Origin of the sequence: Ewingella americana ATCC 33852 (genome assembly GCF_000735345.1) — a bacterium.
Classification (GTDB): Bacteria; Pseudomonadota; Gammaproteobacteria; order Enterobacterales; family Enterobacteriaceae; genus Ewingella; species Ewingella americana.
In genome coordinates this window covers 25288-46804 of sequence record NZ_JMPJ01000067.1, presented here as the reverse complement: position 1 = coordinate 46804, position 21517 = coordinate 25288, and the positions used below count along the sequence as shown (strand labels likewise).

Annotated in this window: 19 protein-coding genes; 11 read left to right on the top strand and 8 right to left on the bottom strand. The window is 53.4% G+C overall.

Going from position 1 to position 21517, the window contains the following annotated elements:
- Positions 1 to 180 precede the first annotated feature (180 nt).
- The 4 genes from GEAM_RS18060 to GEAM_RS18045 form a co-directional block, all read right to left on the bottom strand.
- Positions 181 to 1215: a LacI family DNA-binding transcriptional regulator gene (locus tag GEAM_RS18060; protein ID WP_034794274.1), complete on the bottom strand. Its 1035-nt coding sequence runs from the start codon at positions 1213 to 1215 to the stop codon at positions 181 to 183.
- A gap of 85 nt (positions 1216 to 1300) precedes the next feature.
- The gene (locus GEAM_RS18055; protein ID WP_034794272.1) at positions 1301 to 1963 is read right to left on the bottom strand and encodes an OmpA family lipoprotein; all 663 of its coding nucleotides are present in this window, start codon (positions 1961 to 1963) and stop codon (positions 1301 to 1303) included.
- A gap of 239 nt (positions 1964 to 2202) precedes the next feature.
- On the bottom strand, positions 2203 to 2646 hold the full coding sequence (locus GEAM_RS18050; RefSeq protein WP_034794270.1) for an N-acetyltransferase: 444 nt from the start codon (positions 2644 to 2646) through the stop codon (positions 2203 to 2205).
- Positions 2643 to 3209: a DNA-3-methyladenine glycosylase I gene (locus tag GEAM_RS18045; protein WP_034794268.1), complete on the bottom strand. Its 567-nt coding sequence runs from the start codon at positions 3207 to 3209 to the stop codon at positions 2643 to 2645. Before GEAM_RS18045 ends, GEAM_RS18050 begins: the two co-directional genes overlap by 4 nt.
- Before the next feature lie 208 nt (positions 3210 to 3417).
- On the opposite strand from GEAM_RS18045, the gene GEAM_RS18040 reads away from it, so the two are divergent.
- From GEAM_RS18040 to GEAM_RS18010, 7 genes are all read left to right on the top strand, one after another.
- Complete coding sequence (locus tag GEAM_RS18040; RefSeq protein WP_419471241.1) at positions 3418 to 5427, top strand: autotransporter outer membrane beta-barrel domain-containing protein; 2010 nt, start codon at positions 3418 to 3420, stop codon at positions 5425 to 5427.
- A gap of 74 nt (positions 5428 to 5501) precedes the next feature.
- Entirely contained in the window at positions 5502 to 5750 is a 249-nt protein-coding gene (locus tag GEAM_RS18035) for a type II toxin-antitoxin system Phd/YefM family antitoxin (RefSeq protein WP_034794265.1), read from the top strand.
- Positions 5740 to 6024 carry a type II toxin-antitoxin system RelE family toxin gene (locus GEAM_RS18030; RefSeq protein ID WP_034794262.1) on the top strand — a complete coding sequence of 95 codons (285 nt, stop codon included), beginning with the start codon at positions 5740 to 5742 and terminating at the stop codon, positions 6022 to 6024. The genes GEAM_RS18035 and GEAM_RS18030 overlap by 11 nt, the downstream gene beginning before the upstream one ends.
- Positions 6025 to 6144: 120 nt before the next feature.
- Positions 6145 to 7059 (top strand): glycine--tRNA ligase subunit alpha, encoded by a 915-nt coding sequence (gene glyQ, locus GEAM_RS18025; RefSeq protein WP_034794259.1) that lies wholly within the window; start codon positions 6145 to 6147, stop codon positions 7057 to 7059.
- A 9-nt stretch (positions 7060 to 7068) separates the two neighbouring features.
- A complete protein-coding gene (glyS, locus tag GEAM_RS18020) occupies positions 7069 to 9138 on the top strand; it encodes a glycine--tRNA ligase subunit beta (protein ID WP_034794257.1) in 2070 nt (689 codons plus the stop codon).
- 445 nt (positions 9139 to 9583) lie between these two features.
- Positions 9584 to 10306: a DUF3053 domain-containing protein gene (locus tag GEAM_RS18015; RefSeq protein WP_034794254.1), complete on the top strand. Its 723-nt coding sequence runs from the start codon at positions 9584 to 9586 to the stop codon at positions 10304 to 10306.
- A 199-nt stretch (positions 10307 to 10505) separates the two neighbouring features.
- Complete coding sequence (locus GEAM_RS18010) at positions 10506 to 11297, top strand: DsbA family protein (protein WP_034794251.1); 792 nt, start codon at positions 10506 to 10508, stop codon at positions 11295 to 11297.
- A gap of 110 nt (positions 11298 to 11407) precedes the next feature.
- On the opposite strand, the gene GEAM_RS18005 is transcribed toward GEAM_RS18010, so the two are convergent.
- The 3 genes from GEAM_RS18005 to GEAM_RS17995 all read right to left on the bottom strand — a co-directional run bounded on the left by GEAM_RS18005 (position 11408) and on the right by GEAM_RS17995 (position 14747).
- The gene (locus GEAM_RS18005; protein ID WP_051899568.1) at positions 11408 to 11779 is read right to left on the bottom strand and encodes a lysozyme inhibitor LprI family protein; all 372 of its coding nucleotides are present in this window, start codon (positions 11777 to 11779) and stop codon (positions 11408 to 11410) included.
- A gap of 218 nt (positions 11780 to 11997) precedes the next feature.
- Positions 11998 to 12471: a lysozyme inhibitor LprI family protein gene (locus GEAM_RS18000; RefSeq protein WP_034794247.1), complete on the bottom strand. Its 474-nt coding sequence runs from the start codon at positions 12469 to 12471 to the stop codon at positions 11998 to 12000.
- The gene (locus GEAM_RS17995) at positions 12468 to 14747 is read right to left on the bottom strand and encodes a pesticin C-terminus-like muramidase (protein WP_034794244.1); all 2280 of its coding nucleotides are present in this window, start codon (positions 14745 to 14747) and stop codon (positions 12468 to 12470) included. The genes GEAM_RS18000 and GEAM_RS17995 overlap by 4 nt, the downstream gene beginning before the upstream one ends.
- 606 nt (positions 14748 to 15353) lie before the next feature.
- Between GEAM_RS17995 and GEAM_RS17990 the strand changes: the two genes are divergently transcribed.
- The 3 genes from GEAM_RS17990 to GEAM_RS17980 all read left to right on the top strand — a co-directional run bounded on the left by GEAM_RS17990 (position 15354) and on the right by GEAM_RS17980 (position 19191).
- Positions 15354 to 17267: a PTS mannitol transporter subunit IICBA gene (locus GEAM_RS17990; protein ID WP_034794241.1), complete on the top strand. Its 1914-nt coding sequence runs from the start codon at positions 15354 to 15356 to the stop codon at positions 17265 to 17267.
- 87 nt (positions 17268 to 17354) lie between these two features.
- A complete protein-coding gene (locus GEAM_RS17985) occupies positions 17355 to 18503 on the top strand; it encodes a mannitol-1-phosphate 5-dehydrogenase (protein ID WP_034794239.1) in 1149 nt (382 codons plus the stop codon).
- Positions 18504 to 18642: 139 nt separating this feature from the next.
- Positions 18643 to 19191, top strand: a complete 549-nt coding sequence (locus tag GEAM_RS17980; RefSeq protein WP_034794420.1) for an MltR family transcriptional regulator — start codon at positions 18643 to 18645, stop codon at positions 19189 to 19191.
- Positions 19192 to 19215: 24 nt separating this feature from the next.
- Here GEAM_RS17980 and GEAM_RS17975 read toward each other — a convergent pair whose 3' ends face one another.
- On the bottom strand, positions 19216 to 19824 hold the full coding sequence (locus tag GEAM_RS17975) for a LysE family translocator (RefSeq protein ID WP_034794237.1): 609 nt from the start codon (positions 19822 to 19824) through the stop codon (positions 19216 to 19218).
- A 150-nt stretch (positions 19825 to 19974) separates the two neighbouring features.
- On the opposite strand from GEAM_RS17975, the gene GEAM_RS17970 reads away from it, so the two are divergent.
- Positions 19975 to 21486, top strand: coding sequence for an aminotransferase-like domain-containing protein (locus tag GEAM_RS17970; RefSeq protein WP_051899572.1), 1512 nt, complete (start codon positions 19975 to 19977; stop codon positions 21484 to 21486).
- The last annotated feature ends 31 nt before the right edge of the window (positions 21487 to 21517 follow it).

The following is a 21517-nucleotide window of genomic DNA, read 5'->3' as shown; positions in this document are numbered from 1 at the left end:
AGACGGTTAAACGCAGTGCCGATTTTTGTTAAGCACTTGCTGCACCTTTTTAACGCTTTTCTCACAGTAATTGGGACCGGTACCATTCGAAAGTCATAAGGCTGAAAAGTATGATCTCGCTCACGAAAGTATCGGAGCGAAGGATCAGTAAGATGAGGGAGTGAGAAGGGGGATTTCGACTTAGATTTGCGCGGTCGAACCACGCACAATCAGTTCTCCGGCGAAGGCTTGCTCGCGGATAGGTTCTTGGCTGCCTTGGATGCGGGTGACCAGTTGCTCTAGCGCCGCGACGCCCATGTCATAGGTGGGTTGTTTCAGGGTGGTAATGCCCACGCCTGCCAGCTCGGCCCATTCCAGTTCGTCAAAGCCCAACAGGCCGATATCCTGACCCCACACCAGCTCCATTCTGCGCATTGCGCGGGCGACCAGCAGCGTCATGGCGCCGTTGGCGGCCAGCACGGCTTTGCATTTGTGCGGGTGGCGCGAGACGAAATCGTGCAGTAAAGCTTCCAGACCGGCGGTGTCGCTAAGTTCAACCTCGCCCTGTTCGGCAATGCGGTCTGGCTCGCGCTGCATGCGTTTGAGGAAGGTTTGCAGACGATCAAGGCGGGTGTTGACGGTCATCGGCTCGCTGAGGAACAAAATAGCTTCGAAGCCTTGCTCCAGCAGATGTTCAGTGACTTCGGTAGTGGCTTGGGCATTGTTTAGGCCAATGACGTCGCAAGAGAAGTTCTCTACTTTGCGGTCAATCAGCACCATCGGCAGTTGGGCCTGTTGCAGCGTTGAGATTGCCGCTTCGCGCATGCCCACCGCGTTAACCACCATGCCATCGACCCGATAGCTGCTGAGCAGCTGGAGATAGTGCTTTTCTTGGTCGAGCTGATTGTTGGTATTACACACTAGCAACGTCAGGCCCTGCTGGCGGCAGGCGGCTTCGACGCCGCGCATCACTTCGACAGAGTAGGGGTTGGTGATATCCGCCAGAATCAGGCCGATTAAGCGCGTTTGCCCACTCTTCAGGCTGCGCGCCATTTGGCTTGGCTGATAATCCAATAAGGTAATGGCCCGCTCAATCCTTTCTTTCAGATCGTCGGAAAGCAGATTCTTTTCGCCATTCAGATAGCGTGAAACGCTGGTTTTACCGGTTTTAGCCGCACTGGCGACATCACGTATCGTGGCGCGGACGGCGTTGCCCGGCTCCTTTTTTCTGCTCACAACCTTTTCCTCAAAATGCATAACCACAGGAGACTAGCATAAAAAACGGGGCCATTAGGCCCCGTAATTACCAAATCGATACCACTTACTGCAACGGACTGAGGGTAATTTCTACGCGACGGTTCTGCGCTTTGCCCTGTTCGGTGCTGTTGCTGGCGATTGGGTTGTCCGGGCCTGCGCCCTGAGTGCGCACGCGGCTGCCGTCCACCCCTTGGGTGATCAGGGCGCTACCTACGCCGTCAGCACGCTGCTGGGACAGTTTCATGTTCAGCGCGCGAGTGCCGGTGCTGTCGGTGTAGCCGACGACGTTAACGGCAGTTTTCGGATATTCTTTAAGCACCATCGCCACGCCGGTCAGGGTGTTGGCACCCGCCGGTTTCAGGGTGCTGCTGTTCGAGTCGAAGGTGACGTTATTTGGCATGTTCAGCACGATGTTATCGCCCTGACGGGTCACGCTAACGCCGGTGCCGCGCATTTTGTCACGCAGTTTGGATTCCTGCACATCCATGTAATAACCCGCGCCGCCGCCCAGTGCTGCGCCTGCCGCTGCGCCAATCAGAGCGCCTTTGCCGCGGTCATGTTTAGATGATGAAAGCATCCCTACGCCCGCGCCCAGTGCGGCCCCAAGACCTGCGCCGATGCCTGATTTTCCTGCTTCAGATTCGCCGGTATACGGGTTGGTGGTACAGGCTGACAGGCCCATAGTGACGCAAAGTGCGCCCGCGACCACAAGAAGTCTTCTCTTCATCTTAATTTCCTTTAGGGATGTTTTATTTCAAGCCGAATCGTTTTGATTATGACGCGGCAATTCGTCACAAGTTGCACATAAAAAGGTGTCAAAACATAAAGAAATGAAACCGGCTGTCATAGGTATTTCGGCTTTCTGGCGCTCTTTATGCGGAATTTTGCTGCGTTAAGCAGTAGGAGAATTCCGGTTCTCCTTTTTTGTCACTTCTGCGGATTTTTACGGAACTTTTTTTTAACGCGTTACGACGCAAAAGGCTTTTGCCAGCGCAGTACCCAAGTGGGGAGAGACGTCCCGGGATGGACAGTCTCATTGACTACCAAAAACCCCTCTTTGCGGTAAAACGCCACCGCGCGGTGGTTTTGTTGGTAAACCTCAAACAGCAGCAGGGGGAAACTCTCCTTGGCTTGCTGCATCAAACGTTGAGCAACGCCTTGACCATAAAGCGTTTCTTTGATGAACAGCGCGCCAATAAACTGCTTGTTGAGCACGCTGATGAAACCCTCAATCTCGCCCGCCGCGTCGCAAGAAACCCAAGTGACGGCTTTCGGTAAGAACTCCTCGCGCACCATCGCGGCGCTCTCATACCAGTATGACTCCTCTATAAAGGGGTGAGCGGCGAGGGTGCTTTTCAGCCAGAGCAGCATAATGGCTGGCGTGTCGGCGGGTGAGGAGAGGCGGATCATGCCGGGCGATTGTCGGGGTGGCAGAAGCAGTAAGATTGATGATCGTTCACCAGCCCTGCGGCCTGCATAAAAGCGTAGCAAATGGTCGAGCCGATAAACTTAAAACCTTTCTTCTTCAATGCCTTGGACATGCTGTCAGACACGGCGGTTTTGGCCGGAATGCCTTCTGGGCCGAGAGGATTATTGATGACCGGTTGGTTATCGACAAACTGCCAAATAAAGTCAGAGAAGTCCTCGCCGTTGGCTTGCATCGCCAAATAGGCCTGTGCATTGGAGATGATGGCTTTGATTTTACCGCGATGGCGAATGATGCCCGCGTCCAGTACCAGCGTTTCGACATCCTCATCGCTCATTTTTGCGATGCGAACTGGGTCGAAATTGTGAAAACAGCGGCGATAATTCTCGCGTTTACGCAACACGGTTATCCAGGAAAGACCGGCCTGCTGGCCTTCAAGACACAGCATTTCGAACAGTTCGCGGCCATCTTTCACCGGAACGCCCCATTCTTTGTCGTGATACTCCAGATAAATGGGCTCTTTGGATACCCAACTACATCGTGTCATTACGTTAATCCTTATCGTCATGGCGGTGGCTCATAGTCCTACTAATGGAGCTAGTCTGCAACTTGATGAGACTACTCTGCAACTTCCCGCTTTTGCGTTCTCATCCTTGACTACCCGGCATTCTGAACCATAGTCAACACCACAAATTACGCAATCCTTACATACAGATGGGTCTTCGACCTTCTCGTTGATGATGGAAAACATGATGATGAGCCAACACCTGATGGATAAGAATAAAAAACCTCTTTCACGCCTGACCCGATGTGCTCTGGCTACCGCCATTCTGCTTGGCACCAGCGCCTCAGCCCATGCCTATGACCAGCTCTATGTGTTCGGCGACAGCCTGAGCGACACCGGAAATATCGGCCGCTGGACCTTCGACAGCAGCTCCCATCAGCTTTATGACGAAATTCTGGCTGGCAATATCGGCACCACGTTAACGCCTTCTTCCAAAGGCGGGCTGAACTATGCCGAAGGCGGCGGCGTGGCCGTGCCGGGGCTGGATTCCGACTACACCACGCAGGATCAGGTAAAAAACTATTTGGCTTCCACCGGCGGCAAAGCCGATCCGAATGGCTTGTACATCCATTGGATTGGCGGCAATGACTTGGCGGCTGCGGCGCTTAACCCATTAAAAGCCTTGGATATTGCAACTAACAGCGCGACTCAGGCCGCGTCGCAGGTTAATGACTTACTGAAAGCCGGAGCAGGAACCGTGGTGGTGCCGACGGTGCCTAACATCGGCCTGACCCCGGTATTGATGGAAGGCATTATTCAAGTCGGCATGCTGCCAGTGCAGCAGCAGGCGCTGGAAGCAGCCTATAAGTACCTCAACGCGCAAAACACCCCGAGCACCGATGCCCGTACTCAGGCCATCCACGACGCGTTAAAGGCCTCGACTACCGCCGGGCTGGACTCAGAGATCGTGCAGGACTTGATATCGAAGGGGATGATTGCGGCCTATGACGCGCTGCGCGGCGTGGCGGAAGGGCTGACTGAAACCTACAACACCACCGAAGATATCGCGCTGGCGAAAACCGGCGGCAACATCGCGCGCGTGGACATCAACGGCCTGTTCAACGAAGTGATCGCCAACCCGGCGATGTACGGCTTCGCCAATACCGCGGGCACCGCCTGCCCGGTCGGCACCTCGGCGTCAGAATGTACTTCCAACCTGCCGGGCTTCGACAGCAGCAAAGCTTTCCTGTTTGCCGACCACTTCCACCCAACGCCGCAGGCCCACGCGCTGATTGCGCAGTATATGCAGTCGGTGATCAACGGCCCGCTGGAAGTCACTGCCCTGAACCAAGGTTCACTGGCATTAGCGCGCAACACCCAAGGGCTGCTCGACAGCCGCTACCAGCAGCTGCGCACGCAGGATAACAAAGCCGGCACCTTCGGCATGTTCGGCGGCTATGCCGGGCAGCACTTCGACAACAAAGCCAATCCTTCTCTGGGCAATGGCGACAGCACCACCAACTCCGGCAATATCGGGCTGGATTATCAGCTGACCGACAACTGGATGATGGGCCTGATGATTTCCGGCTCCAGCGACAAGCAGGACCCGACCGACAACTTCAGCTATCGCACGCGTGGCTGGATGGCGACGGCCTTCACCGGAGTGAAAATCGCCGAAAACGGCTGGATCAACGGCGATTTCCACTATGGCTCGCTGAACTATGACGACATCAAGCGCAGCATCACCCTCGGCCCAGCAACCCGCACCGAGCAGGGCGACACCGACGGTAAAAATATCGGTGGCCGCGTGACCGCAGGTTGGGATATTCCGGTGTTACCCGTGCTGACTACCGGCCCGGTGGCGCAATACAGCTGGGATTACAGCAGCGTTAACGGCTACGCCGAGAAGGACAACAACAGCACCTCAATGCGCTTTGGCGACCAGACTTCCCACTCGCAGATTGGCGCGCTGGGCTGGCGTCTGAACGCGCAGCTGGGCATCGTCAACCCGTATGCGCAGGTCACCTATGACCGCCAGTTCGGTGATAACAACTACACCGCCACCGGCGCGATTAAATCGACCCGCACGCGCTTTAGCCGCACCACGGAAGATCAGGATAAAGACTGGGTGGATATGACCATCGGCGCTAACGTGCAGTTGACCGACAGCGTCGCCGCCTTCGCCGCCGTTTCCCAGACCACCGGACTGGATTCTGGCGAACAGACCTCTTACAACGCGGGTATCAGTGCAAGGTTCTAAAAGAATCTTTAAAGGTGCTTTTAAAAGCACCTTTAAAGGCTATAATTACGGCATAGTCTGACAGGAGAAAAACTATGCCGTTTGAAATACTCACCTCATCAGCTGCCAGCATTACTGAATTAAAACGTGACCCAATGGGGACGTTTAGCGCAGGAGAAGGCGAATCCGTGGCAATTCTCAATCGCAACGAACCGGCCTTTTACTGTGTCCCGCCTGACCTCTACGCCTATCTCATGAGTTTGGCGGAAGACGTCGAATTGAACCGCATTATGGATAAGCGGCAGGGTGAAGAAAGGATAAGGCTGACTCTGGATGACCTATAAACTCGATTTCTTAAAGTCGGCGCTCAAGGAATGGAAGGCGCTGGCTCCCCCCATCAAAGAGCAATTCAAGAAAAAACTGGCCGAGCGGCTGGAAAACCCGCATGTCCCCTCAGCGCGTTTATCCGGGCCAAAAGCCAATCGATATAAAATTAAACTCAAAAGTCTGGGTTATCGGTTGGTTTATCAGGTGGAAGACCAGCAAATAGTGGTCGTGGTGGTGGCGATAGGCAAGCGGGAAGGCGATGCAGCCTACCGATTAGCCGCCAGTCGATGAGCACAGAGAGGCCGAAACCTAATGCAACCGATCTGTTGTGTCATTCTGGCTGATTATCTTCCGCTCAGCGGGTATACTGTCCGACTCTTTTAAACTCACTGTCTCGCGTGCGAAACCAACATGCAAAAGTTTGATACCAAGACCTTTCAGGGCCTGATCCTGACACTTCAGGATTATTGGGCGCAGCAGGGCTGCACCATTGTTCAACCACTGGATATGGAAGTCGGCGCGGGTACCTCGCACCCGATGACCAGCCTGCGCGCACTCGGCCCAGAGCCTTTTGCGGCAGCCTATGTCCAGCCGTCACGCCGCCCGACTGACGGTCGCTACGGTGAGAACCCAAACCGCTTGCAACACTATTACCAGTTCCAGGTGATGATCAAACCTTCCCCGGACAACATTCAGGAGCTGTACCTCGGCTCGCTGAAAGAGCTGGGTATTGACCCGCTGATCCACGACATCCGCTTCGTCGAAGACAACTGGGAAAACCCAACGCTTGGCGCATGGGGTCTGGGTTGGGAAGTGTGGCTGAACGGCATGGAAGTGACGCAGTTCACTTACTTCCAGCAGGTTGGCGGTCTGGAATGTAAGCCTGTTACCGGCGAAATCACTTACGGTCTGGAACGTCTGGCGATGTATATCCAGGGCGTAGACAGCGTTTACGACTTGGTCTGGAGCGACGGCCCGCTGGGTAAAACCACCTACGGCGACGTGTTCCACCAGAACGAAGTTGAGCAATCGACTTATAACTTCGAATACGCCGACGTTGATTTCCTGTTCACCTGTTTCGAGCAGCATGAGAAAGAAGCGCAAACCCTGTTGGCTCTTGAGAAGCCGCTGGCACTGCCTGCTTACGAACGCATTCTGAAAGCGGCGCATTGCTTTAACCTGCTGGACGCGCGTAAAGCCATCTCCGTGACTGAACGCCAGCGCTACATTCTGCGCATCCGTACCCTCACTAAAGCGGTTGCTGAAGCGTATTACGCTTCCCGCGAAGTGCTGGGCTTCCCGATGTGCAAAAAGAACGAGAAGTGAGAAACAGTGATGACTGAAAAAACTTTTCTGGTGGAAATCGGTACTGAAGAACTGCCACCGAAGGCTCTGCGTAGCCTTGCTGAATCTTTTGCGGCTAACCTGACTGCGGAGCTGGATGCGGCAAATCTGCCACACGGCGAAGTAAAATGGTTCGCGGCACCGCGCCGTCTGGCGCTGAAAGTCTCCAACCTGAGCGCCACTCAGGCCGATCGTGAAGTCGAAAAACGCGGCCCAGCCGTGTCTCAGGCTTTTGATGCCGAAGGTAAACCGAGCAAAGCGGCCGAAGGCTGGGCGCGCGGTTGTGGCATTACTGTCGATCAGGCCGAGCGTCTGGTGACTGACAAAGGTGAATGGCTGGTTTACCGTGCGCACGTCAAAGGCGAGAGCGCGCAACACCTGCTGGCACCGATGGTCGCCAATTCGCTGGCTAAACTGCCAATTCCTAAACTGATGCACTGGGGCGACTCCGACGTGCAGTTTGTGCGTCCGGTTCATACCGTGACCCTGCTGCTGGGCGATGAGCTGATCCCAGGCACCATTCTGGGCATCGAGTCTGCGCGCACTATTCGCGGCCACCGCTTCATGGGCGAAGCTGAATTCACCATCGACAATGCTGACCAGTACCCGCAAATCTTGCTGGAACGCGGCAAAGTGGTTGCCGATTATGAGCAGCGTAAAGCCCTCATCAAGCAAGATGCCGAGAAAGCTGCCAAAGAGATCGGTGGTATTGCTGACCTGAGCGAAAGCCTGCTGGAAGAAGTGGCCTCGCTGGTTGAATGGCCGGTCGTGCTGACCGCCAAGTTCGAAGAGAAATTCCTCAAGGTGCCTGCTGAAGCGCTGGTTTACACCATGAAGGGCGACCAGAAGTATTTCCCGGTGTACGACGCCGCGGGCAAACTGCTGCCGAACTTTATCTTCGTGACCAATATCGAGTCGAAAGACCCGCAGCAGATCATCTCCGGTAACGAGAAAGTGGTTCGTCCACGTCTGGCCGACGCCGAGTTCTTCTTCAATACCGACCTGAAAAAGCGTCTGGAAGACAACTTGCCGCGTCTGGAAACCGTTCTGTTCCAGAAACAGCTCGGCACTTTGCGTGACAAGACCAACCGTATCGAAGCGCTGTCAGGTTGGATCGCCGATAAAATCGGTGCCAACGTTGAGAACGCCAAGCGCGCGGGCCTGCTGTCTAAGTGCGACCTGATGACCAACATGGTGTTCGAGTTCACCGACACTCAGGGCGTGATGGGCATGCACTATGCGCGTCATGACGGCGAAGCTGAAGAAGTGGCCGTGGCGCTGAACGAGCAGTATCAGCCGCGCTTTGCTGGCGACCAACTGCCAGAATCGCTGGTGGCCTGTGCGCTGGCAATCGCTGACAAAATGGACACGCTAGCCGGTATCTTCGGCATCGGTCAACATCCAAAAGGCGATAAAGACCCATTCGCTCTGCGCCGTGCCGCGCTGGGCGTGCTGCGCATTATCGTCGAGAAGAACCTGCCTCTCGACCTGCAAACCCTGACCGAAGAAGCGGTTCGCCTGTACGGCGACAAGCTGACTAACGCCAAGGCTGTGGATGAAGTGGTTGATTTCATGCTCGGTCGTTTCCGCGCGTGGTATCAGGAAGAAGGTCACGCGGTCGACACCATTCAAGCCGTATTGGCGCGTCGTCCGACCAAGCCTGCTGATTTCGACGCCCGTGTGAAAGCCGTGAGTCACTTCCGTACACTGGATGAAGCCGCGACGCTGGCCGCTGCCAACAAACGTGTTTCAAACATTCTTGCGAAGTCTACCGACACCTTGCTGGACCACGTCCACGCTTCCGTGTTGAAAGAAGCGGCAGAGCTGAAGCTGGCGACCCATCTGGTCGTCCTGCGCGACAAACTGGAACCGCTGTTCGCAGCAGGCCAGTATCAGGAAGCGCTGGTTGAGTTAGCCGCGCTGCGTGAAACCGTCGACAGCTTCTTTGATACCGTGATGGTAATGGATGAGAACGAAGCCATCCGCGTGAACCGCCTGACGCTGCTGTCCAAGCTGCGTGAGCTGTTCCTGCAAGTCGCGGATATTTCTCTGCTTCAATAAGCAGGGGATTTTCAGCTTTTAGAAAGCTGAAGGTAAAGTGTTGAGGGGGGGCTGGGTCTGGTGACCTGGCCTCTTTTTTTTTGATTGCAAATTTTAGTTTTAAATTTAAGACATTGCGTTGAAACGCAAACTACCACGCGGTTTTCCACCTCTTGCTCGGCGTCACTTCTGAATGCGGCTTACTGGCTTCTCAACCGAGCCGTTTCAGTTTGTTTTGTTTAGGATTTTGACGTTGGTTTTATCCCTCCCCCTTTTCAGAGGCAGGAGCAGAACAGTTTGCGTGGCGGCCCACGGTTTTGACGTTGAAGTTGAATTTAAACCCTTTTGCCCGCTTTTTTAAAAAGCGTTCTCACCCCAGATGTTCTATTCTATTACACGCATGGAAAGCCCAGATCGGCACGGAACTGGCCGGTAAAAAGAACATTGAAATCAGGAGTCAGGACTCATGGCTGTAGGGATCAGAAGCAGGGCATTCGGGCGTTGGTTAGCGCCGTTTGTGGCATTGCTGGTCGTGTTTCAACTCACGGCATGCGGCGATAAAGAGCCGGAGCAACGCAAAGCTTTTATCGATTATTTGCAAAATACCGTGATGCGCAGCGGGCAGAATCTGCCGTCGCTGAGCGAAGATCAAAAACAGAAGTTCGGCAATTATGCTAACGATTACGGCATCATTCTGTCGTTCTCGCGTCAGTTGAAGTCGTCGGTTGAAGGCGGTCTGGTCCCAGCGGTAAGCGCCATTGGTCAGATTCGTGCCCCGCAGGACTACATGACGCAACGCTCTGCGCTGCAACAGGCGGCGGGTTCGTTAAATCTTCTGAGTGCGCAAATTCGTGACTCGAAGAATAAAGCGGATACCGCGATGGCCGCGTTGAAGCAGCCGGATGATTTGAAAGCGGTTTATGGTCAGGTTTATTCCAATGTCGTGACCGAACCGGCTAACGTTCTGACCCCACTGGTGCCTGCACTCAGCAGCTTCACTCAGGACATTATTGCCGTGGGCGATTACCTGCAACAGCAGGGCAATCAGGTTGCTTTCGCCAATGGCGGCGTGCAATTCCCGACTCAGCAGCAGGCAACGCAGTACAACACCATGATGTCGAATCTGGTGGGCAAACAGCAGACGCTGCTCAGTGCGCAGAAAGTCGCGCAAGGCGATTACAGCCATTAATTTCTGGTAACTCGCTGAATTATTGTTAAATAATCAGGCCACGTGGGAAACCTCGTGGCTTTTTTGTCTCTTGCGCCAGCGTCAGGATCTGTAAATTTATAAAAAATAACAATTTTCCACCTGCAACTGGCTGCGATTTACTCTACTTTTCAGCAATACATTTCTCTGTTTACCGACTTCATCTATTAAGGATCCATCAATGAAACGTCAGACGATGACTTTGCTGGCTGCACTGGTAATGACCCCTACGCTGGCGATGGCGGCTGATGCCACCACCGCGGATTTCACTCCAGCTCAGCAAGAAGCGATTGGCAAGATTGCGGCTGATTACATGGTCGCGCACCCAGAGATTCTGGTGCAGGTCAGCCAGAAGTTGCAGGCGCAGCAGGCTGATCAGCAACAGCAACAGGCTCAGGACGCGGTGCTGGCAAACGCTAAAGCGCTGGTGAATGATCCAGCGACGCCAAGCTATGGCCCGAAAGATGCCAAAGTCGCGTTTGTGGAGTTTTTCGATTACCAATGTCTGTATTGCAGTCGTATGGCGCCACTGGTTGAGCAGACTGTGAAAGCCAACCCAACCGTGCGTTTCGTGTTTAAAGAGTGGCCAATCTTCGGCGATCGCTGGAAAGAGTCAATCACCGCTGCTGAAACCGGCATGGCAGTGTGGAAAGAGAAGGGCTCACAGGCTTACTTCGACTATCACAACAGCCTTTATCGCACTGGCCATGACGAAGGCAAGCTGACCAACGCGGACATCGCCGCTGCGGTGAAAGCAGCCAAAGCCAGCACGCCAAGCGCAGACCAGCTGAAAGCGACCCATGAAGCTCTCGCCTCCAATGACGAATTGGCGCGTACTTTAGGCTTCGGCGGCACGCCGGGCTTCGTGGTGATGCCAACCTCTGGCGCAACCGCTGCAAACACCACTGTACTGCCAGGTGCCGTGTCTGCCGAAGAGTTGCAGGCCGCCATCGTGAAAGCGCAGGGCAAATAACCCGCAGCTAACACCTTCAGGCTCCTCGATCGGGGGGCCTGAGATTTTTTCTCGCCTTGCCTTCTCCTGATACGCCGAAAAAAATTTCACGTACACCCCAAGAATGAATTCTAATTGTTTTCTTTTAGGTATTTTATGCGCTCAATGGTTTTATCAAGAAGACATTGGGTATATATGCTTTGATACCCAGTTCCGGTTTGGGATTCGTATGTTTCATAATCACAACTTGTATCCCTAAATCTGATCCATATTTGTTGGGATTTTTTCAGGAATATATCTTTAGATAAGGCTTGTCCATACAAATCGCCACCTTCTTTTTTATATTTCTGCATTTGGATAGTATACAAGTCATTTAGCTCGTGATCTGCTTGTGTATATTTATTTTTGATATCAAGATAATTCATCTCTTCATCTTTAGATGTTGCATATGTAAAAAAAGTTATCGTTATTAGTACAAATGTCGCTTTCTTTGGAATTATCATTGTAAATACCCCTTCCTTGAGTTAAAAAGTATAACGTTGATATATTTGTTTTAGCTCAGATTTGATGACTGTTCCCATAAGGTTGAACTATCTTAGTTAAGCAGTTATCTGACTTAGCAAAACCACCTTAAAAGATGGTTTTGCTTTTTTCAAAAAACATTGCGAGAATATTAAACTGATCTTAAGTGATTTAGTTCTGCCAACTTAATACTCATCTACTAGTCAGAATGAAGAAACTGGTTTCTGCCTTTACATTCATTATCTGAGAATTGTTTCTCCATAAAGTCACAGTGATTTTTAATGTAGTTATCCCATTCGGGCTGCGCCTCTATTTTTGGGGCTACATCTTTATTGGTCTCTTTGTCGATTATTGCTTTTAGTTCACGATTTCTCTCGTATGTTTGCTGATACAAACATGCATTCTGATTTATCTTATACTCGGCACCGTCATCAGGACTATATTTGCAAATTTCATCCCTAGCTTTGATCCATAGGATCTGAGTTCTCTTTACTTCATCTTTTATCTCAGGGAAAGATGTAACTATGCTTTTATACAAGTAGTTGAGAAGATTATCCTCTGATTGATAATTATTATAAGAGCATTTTTCCAATGCGGCAGTATCCCCACTTGTACAATTTTCGTAGCCTACAGCAGAAAAACTAATTAAAGATAATAGTATTAATTTTTTCATTGAGATAATCCCTCCTCGAATAATTTGGCTTCATCTTCTCTGCGGGTTATTAACCCGTCTAACCCCTTACCAACCCAAAGTCTCTTCATTGAGCGAAACTGATTTGGAATGTCACTCAAATTTCCTGAAATAAAGTCATCATGAATATTCTTCATTTCAATGCGCGAAGCAACATTGGGTTTAACAAAGGATGTACCACGATTGATTACTAGTGAAAGCATGGCTCCTTGACAATGAGGGTGCGTGTTCAAGACTTCCGGATACGTGTCCACGACTATTTGTGCATATTTAGATTTCATTTTCATAGCTAAAGACGTCGCTTCCTCTTTGCTAATTGTTATATCACTAAATGAAGGGATAAAAGCCAAAGCATTATCACCTTTCAGTCCAATACTTTGTTCCAAACGAGTTAGCTGCTCCTCCGTAAAATAGCCAGTAAGCATGGCTCGCATTTTAGCTACGGTTTGCTGTCCTAAATCATAACCATATCCAATTGTGACGCCACTGGCATTACTACCTTGAGGTACATAAGGAGATTTTTGGTAACCTTCAGCTTTTAAAATTAAATCGGCTGATTTTTTAGATATTTTGTAAATACCCAAGCTTGTCTGGAAATCAATTGTATCGCTAAATTTTCTTGTGATTGCATCCAAAAATACCAAAGGATGCATGTGCCACAGAGCCTCTCCGCTTCTAATTTCCGGCACATCTTTCATCCATACCAGTGCGTTGATGTGCGCGTGATTGTACTGCGCGATCGTTGGGTAACGTTTCGACAACTCTGCCAGCCTCGGCCGCCATCGCGCGGAGTCCGCGTCGTGCAACCATTCGCTATGGTGTTTCACCAACAGCCGCTGCACGATGTCACGGCACCAGCTTTCACGACAGTGCAAACCGCGCCATATCTCGTACCCGGAGAGTTTCTGGTCACCGTCTAAGTCCCACTTGCGCAGTCGTTTCTGGTAGTACTCCGTCAGGCTCAGTGAATACATCCCATTCTGCTTCGCCGAATGTACTTCAAGCTTCCCGTAAGCCTCACGGAGCCAGCTTTCCTGAAATCCTTTGGTGACGTCCGTCGGCGGCTCCTCCTGAACCAGCATGACAAAGCCACGTTCAGCCAAATCGTAATGTTCGATTTCCGTCACATCCGACGCAGGGAGCCAGCCGTTTTCTTTCTCAATAAAGTACCAGAGCCGGCCGTCAGCCTCGGTCTTCTTCGCGTCGGTCAGCTTGGTAAATTGGCGGTCACTGGTCTGGCGGGCCGACTCTCCTTCCATCGCCACAAAGCGATTTTCCCGTTCGCGGTACTGCCACAGCGTTTTTCCCGCCTCTGACCTGAGCAGCTTCTCGCCCACACTCAGGCCCGCTTTGTTCTCCACAAAATCGGGAAAGCGGCTGTCTTGGCTAAATATCTCAAGGTGTGAAAACGCACAGGGCGCGACGCCCGGCGACTCATTGTTTCCGGCATGGCCAATCTTCTCACCCGCGGCCACTGCGATAAGGTCATCACCGGCCAGTGTCACAACCTGATTAAACTCGCCCCGGGCTTTCGCCTTTTGCATCCAACCGGGAATAGTTGAGGGCTGGCGTTTCAGGTACTTACCCAGTCCAGACACCCAGCCTGTTTCGCCCACCGCAAGCGACGAGTTTTTACCCGACGGGACGGAAATCACCCGGACAAATACAAAAGGCGAAGCGCGCCGCTTCAGGAAGAAACTGGCCTCCTCCAATATTTCTACCTCGGTGCCGCGAGGCAGGGTACCGCCGCTGTCGACAGGCACGCCGTAGAGGGAGAGATTCTCGCCGGAAGCATTCACCGAATGGCCTGCGGGGATGCCGCCGCGCGCCCAGCGACTCTCCGCGCTGTTCTGTCGGACCTTTAGGCTGCTCGCGGTGACTAAAGCAGGTCTATCACCGCCGTATTTTGACAGCGGAGAGAGCTGCATCCACAGGGTATAGAAGTCTAGCGCGTCCGCGGGTTTGTCAGCGTCGGGTGTGCAGGTCGATTTGATGAGGATGAATGTAGAAGTGAATTTCAACATTTTTGGCCCGCTAGGGGCTCTCAGATAGTCGTCATTCAGCCGGTAGGCCACGATATGGCCGTCGGTCATGCTTCGAAAACCGGACGTTCCGGAAATGCTGTCTTTGAGGTGGATGCCGCCGTGCCAGTGACCTTCTGCTTTCGCCAGCCAGAACGTATCGCCGTTCGTTCCTTGCATTGCTTCCATCAGCGCGTGGGCTGACGCATACCCGTCCACGGGTAGTTCCGTTTTCATCACTCAATCCTTGAGGTCATTTTGTCGTCACTAGCATCATACTCGGCATCATTCCAAACCAAAAAAATATTTAAGGTTTGTAATAGCAAGCCATATAAGAGTGGGGATTGCGCCCATAGCCGCTGTCCTGAGCGTATTCCCACTCCCCCCAACCGTAATTTTCTTTCAACATCCCCCTCGTAAACTGATTCATAGACGGCCTTCGCACGGCTGGATGCTTTTTGAACATAATTTTTGCCGTCGTCGAAAAATAAATTGTGATGAATATCACATTTTAATAACAAAGCGACGAAGGAAAAATGTGATTTTAGTCACGTTTTAAAAGCGATAACGCGTAAAATTTGTTCGTTGTACCTAAGTTTCAGGAGTGTTTTGTGATGAAAGTCACTAAAAAGTGGGGTGTCACGGGGTGGGCTGCGTGATCTTGCTCACGTAATGCGCAGCGTCTACGCGGTGCCATAATCACGTGGTAGAGTCCGCCTCGCAGACAGCAATTCGACGGACGGATTTTTAAAGCAGTGGCACGAAAACCGTATTAACCGTCACCGATAATTAACAGATATCACGCGCTCTTATTGTTAGCGCGTATCAATAGGGGTGCGTTTTATGTTTTCACCAGACGTTAAGGTCGGAGTTCAAAACTTTGGCCGCTTCCTGAGTAACATGGTGATGCCTAACATCGGGGCATTTATTGCCTGGGGTATCATCACGGCGCTGTTCATCCCAACGGGTTGGTTGCCTAACGAAACGTTAGCGAAGCTGGTTGGCCCGATGATCACTTACCTGCTGCCATTGTTGATCGGTTTCACCGGTGGACGTCTGGTTGGCGGCGACCGTGGCGGCGTGGTAGGTGCTATCACCACCATGGGCGTTATCGTCGGTGCAGACATGCCGATGTTCCTCGGCGCGATGATTGCAGGTCCGCTGGGCGGCTGGTGTATCAAGCGCTTTGACCGTCTGGTCGACGGCAAAATCAAAAGCGGCTTCGAGATGCTGGTTAACAACTTCTCGGCCGGTATCATCGGTATGCTGCTGGCGATCCTCGCCTTCTTAGCTATTGGCCCGCTGGTTGAAGCACTGTCCAAAGTATTGGCGGCTGGCGTGCACATCATGGTTATCCATAACCTGCTGCCACTGGCTTCTATCTTTGTTGAACCAGCGAAAATCCTGTTCCTCAACAACGCCATCAACCACGGTATCTTCTCTCCACTGGGTATCCAGCAGGCGACTGAAACCGGTAAATCAATCTTCTTCCTGATCGAAGCTAACCCAGGTCCGGGTATGGGTGTACTGATGGCCTATATGTTCTTCGGTCGTGGCAGCGCTAAACAGTCAGCTGGCGGCGCGGCAATTATCCACTTCTTCGGTGGTATCCACGAAATTTACTTCCCATACGTTCTGATGAACCCGCGCCTGCTGTTGGCGGTAATTCTGGGCGGTATGACTGGCGTGTTCACCCTGACCGTATTGAACGGCGGCCTGGTTTCTCCAGCGTCTCCGGGCTCTATCCTCGCGGTTCTGGCGATGACGCCAAAAGGCACTTACTTCGCTAACATCGCGGCAATCGTGGCGGCGTTCGCGGTCTCCTTCATCGTCTCTGCTTTCCTGCTGAAAACCAGCAAAGTGAAAGAGGGCGACGATCTGGACGAAGCAACGCGCCGCGTTCAAGACATGAAAGCACAGTCTAAAGGCGGCAAAGCTTCTACCGCTGGCGTGGCTGGCGACCTGTCTACCGTGCGTAAAATCATCGTGGCTTGTGACGCAGGTATGGGTTCAAGTGCCATGGGTGCAGGCGTGCTGCGTAAGAAAGTGCAGGATGCTGGCCTGACTAACATCAGCGTCACTAACAGCGCGATTAACAGCCTGCCGGACGATGTTGACTTGGTTATCACCCACCGTGACCTGACCGAACGTGCAATGCGCCAAGTGCCACACGCACAGCACATTTCACTGACCAACTTCCTCGACAGCGGCCTGTACACTGACCTGACTGCCCGTCTGGTTGAAGTGAACAAATCCAGCCAGTACAAAGAGAAAGTGAACACTACGCTGAGCGACAGCTTGGTGAGCGAGCAAGAGAACGAACACCTGTTCCGCCTGAGCGAAAGCAACATCTTCCTCGGCTTGCAGGCGAGCAACAAAGAAGACGCGATCCGCTTCGCCGGTGAGCAACTGGTGAAAGGCGGTTACGTTCAGCAGGAATACGTTGAAGCGATGCTGGCTCGTGAGCAGCTGACCTCGACTTACCTCGGCGAATCTATCGCAGTACCGCACGGGACTATCGAAGCGAAAGACCGCGTGCTGAAAACCGGTATCGTGTTCTGCCAGTACCCGGCGGGCATTCGCTGGGGCGATGACGAAGATGACTCAGCCCGTCTGGTTATTGGTATCGCGGCGCGTAATAATGAGCACATCAACGTGATCACTAAGCTGACCACGGCGCTGGACGAAGATGGCGTGATTGACCGTCTGGCCACCACCACCAGCGTTGAAGAGGTTCTGACCATCCTTCGCGGCTAATCAGCCAACAAGGGAAACGGTCGAGAGTATTACTAAGCGGGTCTTTCGAGACCCGCTTGTTGATTCGGACTCGAAGGAAATATTGTTATGAAAGCACTACATTTTGGCGCGGGCAATATTGGCCGTGGATTTATCGGTAAACTGTTGGCCGATGCACAAGTTGAATTAACCTTCGCTGACGTCAGCCCGGTGCTGCTGGAAGCATTAAACAGCCGTCATGGTTACGACGTGCACGTGGTTGGCGAGAAGGCCAGCGTTGAGCCAGTGAAAAACGTCAACGCGGTCAACAGCGCAGGTCAGGAAGCTATCGACCTGATCGCTAAAGTCGACCTAGTGACCACCGCCGTTGGCCCAACCGTGCTGGAGAAAATCGCGCCGAACGTGGCGAAAGGTCTGGTTCTGCGTCACCAGCAGGGCAATGAGTCTCCGCTGAACATCATCGCTTGTGAAAACATGGTGCGTGGCACCAGCCAGTTCAAACAGCACGTGTTCAACGCGCTGCCAGAAGATGAGAAAGCCTGGGTTGAGGCGCACGTCGGCTTCGTCGACTCAGCTGTTGACCGTATCGTGCCTCCGGCTGCGGCGGGCACCACTGATCCGCTGGAAGTGACGGTTGAAACCTTCAGCGAGTGGATTGTCGATCAGACCCAGTTCAAAGGTCCGCTGCCGACTATCGCCGGTATGGAGCCAACCGATAACCTGATGGCGTTCGTTGAGCGCAAGCTGTTTACCCTGAACACCGGCCACGCGATCACCGCGTATCTCGGCCAGCAGGCAGGTCATGCCACCATCCGTGATGCGATCCTCGACGAGAAAATCCGTCTGGTGGTGCGCGGCGCGATGGAAGAGAGTGGTCAGGTGCTGATCAACCGTTACGGCTTTGACCCACAGAAGCACTTCGCTTACATCGAAAAAATCATCACCCGTTTCGAAAACCCGTACCTGCATGACGACGTGGAGCGCGTTGGCCGCCAGCCATTGCGTAAACTGAGCGCGGGCGACCGTTTAATTAAGCCATTGCTGGGTACACTGGAATATAATCTGCCGCACAATAATTTGGTGATCGGTATCGCCGCTGCCATGCACTACCGCAGTGACGAAGATCAGCAAGCTAAAGAGTGGGCGGAACTGCTGGAAAAAGTCGGTCCAAAAGCGGCGCTGGCACAGGTTTCAGGCCTGCCAGAAGACGGCGAAGTTGTCGCGCAAGCCGTGAGCATCTACGAGAAAAAGCACTAATTTTCAAAAATTAATGCCCAAGTGATGAAGCTACAGCGGTTCGCGCCGTTGTAGCTTCAAACACAACTGGGACTCACGGATGACTATGGACACATCAGAAGCCGTAATTCATGACGCGATTCTTAACGTAAGTAACTCGATGGAAAAAGCACAGGCGTTTGAAAACCGGGTACTGGAAAAACTGAACGCAGGCAAATCTGTGCGCAGCTTCTTGATGACTGCCGTAGAATTACTGGCTGAAGCGCTGGATATTCTGGTGATTCAGGTATTCCGCAAAGACGATTACGCGGTGAAATACGCCGTCGAGCCTTTATTGACCGGCAATGGTCCGCTGGGCGACCTGTCCGTCAGGCTCAAACTGATTTATGCGCTGGGCGTGATCAGCCGCCATGAATATGAAGACGCCGAGCTGCTGATGGCCCTGCGCGAAGAGTTAAATTACGACGGTGAAGACTATCGTTTCACCGACGACGAAATCCTTGGCCCCTTTGGCGAGCTGCACTGCGTAGCCGCGCTTCCCCCGGCGCCAACCTTCCTTAAACCCGGCGAAGCCGACGAATCCTTGATTGCCATGCAGCAGCAGCGCTATCAGCAAATCGTCCGTTCCACCATGGTGCTTTCTATTACCGGGCTGATTGCTCATATCAGCAATCAGCAGCCGTCGCGCCTCTCTCCCGTTCAGCGTTAATCCCTTTGCTACTTTGAGATTTGGCTAGTTAAACGCATGGCGTAACTCGTCAAACATCAGCCAGACGGCGGTGATCGCCATCAGCGCGGCCATGATGCTGTTGAACAGTTTCAACTTCCAGCTGACTCGCAGCGCCTGACGCAGACGGTCGCCCATCACCACCCATATCAGAATGCACGGCAGGTTGATCAGCGCGAAACCAACGCAAATCATCAGCGTGTGGCTTAACAGCGCTCCTTCGCGCGGCGTGAAGAGAATTGCTACGTTGGTCGCCATCAGCCAAGCTTTCGGGTTCACCGCCTGAAACAGCGCGCCGTGGATCATCTTCATCGGTGCTTGCTCGGCCCCTTCTCCCGGCGTGCCCGAGCGATAAATCTTCCACGACAGCCAGAATAGATAGGCGCAGCCCAACACCGCCATCGGCAGGCGGATCACCTGCATCCAACTAAGTAAAATCGCCAGAAGAGAGGTGGTCAGCGCGCATTGGATCACGCAGCCGAGGGTGATGCCGAGCATCATCGGCACGGTGCGGCGCAGGCCGAAATTCACCCCAGAGGCGGCGAGCAAAATATTATTTGGGCCGGGCGTAATCGACATGACGGTGACGTAACTGACAAAAGCGGTGTCCAGCATGGGGCATTCCTCGGAAAAAAATCTGTACCGCCAGAGTAAACAGTCAGCCAATTAGGTAACAGAACCAAAAATAGGATATTGTCATGGTTACAGTTGTACTAAAAATAAACTGTACTCATTCATATTTGCGGAACTGACACCATGGCCGAGATGCTCACCCCTTTGACCGATGCAAACCGCGCGGGCGACACGCGCTACAACCTGTTGGCTGACAATCTGGCCGAGGCGATTCGACGCGGCACCTTGCCCGCCGGCAGCCGTTTGCCTTCGGTGCGGCGCTCGGCGCAGACCTATTCGGTGAGCATTAATACCGTGGTGGCGGCTTATCGCCGATTGGAAGATCGCGGGCTGATTGAAGCGCGGCCCCAGTCGGGGTTTTACGTGCGCACCGCGCTCCCGGCCCTCGAAGTGCAGCATTTGCCTCACGGGCCAGCGGCGGAGCCTGCCGACGACGTGCTGGACCTGATAGACACGGTGTTTGCCGCGCAAATCAACCCGGCCTACACCAATCTCTCGCTGGCTTGCCCGCAGGCCAACGACTTCTACCCCGGCGCCAAACTGGGGCGCATCATGTCTTCGCTGCTGCGCCGCCAGCCGCATTTGATTGGCCAGTACGCGCTGCCGCCGGGGAATCTGGCGCTGCGTCAGCAAATCGCTCGCCGCTCGCTGGCCTTGGGCATGATGCTGGAAGCCTCCGACATCACCCTGACCCACGGCTGCATGGAAGCCCTGCAACTGGCGCTGCGCGTCACCACTCAGCCGGGCGACAGCGTCGGGCTGGAGACGCCGACCTACTTCTATCTCCTGCCGCTGCTGGCGAGCCTTGGGCTGAAAGCAGTGGAAATCCCAACCGATCCGCAAACCGGTTTGTCCCTCGACGCCCTCGAATTGATGCTCAATGAGAAGCGGCTGAACGCGGTGATCGCCATGCCGACGGCGCAAAACCCGATGGGCTTCACCATGCCGCTGGCGGCGAAAAAACGGCTGGCGCGGCTGATGAACGATCACCGCGTGCCGCTGATTGAAGACGGGCTGTATGCCGAAATCCAGTTCAGCGACGCGCTCTCTCCGGCGGTGAAATCCTTCGACAAATACGGCTGGGTACTGTTTTGCACCAGCTTCACCAAGACGCTGGCTCCCGATTTTCGCATTGGCTGGATTGCGGGCGGGCGCTTCGCCGACAAGCTGCGCAAGCTGAAGGCAGTGTCGTCGATGACCGAGTCTTCTTTGCTGTCACAGACGCTGGCGGTGTTCCTCGAGTCCGGCGGCTACGACCATCATCTGCGCAGTCTGCGTCGCCGCTATGAGGCGCAGGTCGACGAAGCGCGAGCGCTGATCGCGCAATATTTCCCACAGGGAACTCGCTCCACGCGCCCGATGGGCGGTTTTGTATTTTGGGTGGACTTCCCAGAAGGCGTGGATACCGTGGCGCTCTTTAAACAGCTGATTGAGGAGAAGATCTGCATGACGCCGGGCACGTTGTACTCGCCGAGCGGGCGCTACAGCAATGGCCTGCGGCTCTCCTGCTGTTATCCGTTTGACGTGCGCTACACCGCCGCTCTGGCGCGTTTAGGGCAGCGCGCCTGTGAAATGAGCGGCCTGCCGCCGGGGCTGGCGCAAACTACCGATGATGCGCGGGCTGATGAAACCCGCACTTCCTGATACACTAGCGGTTATTGTCTTTAGCAACATC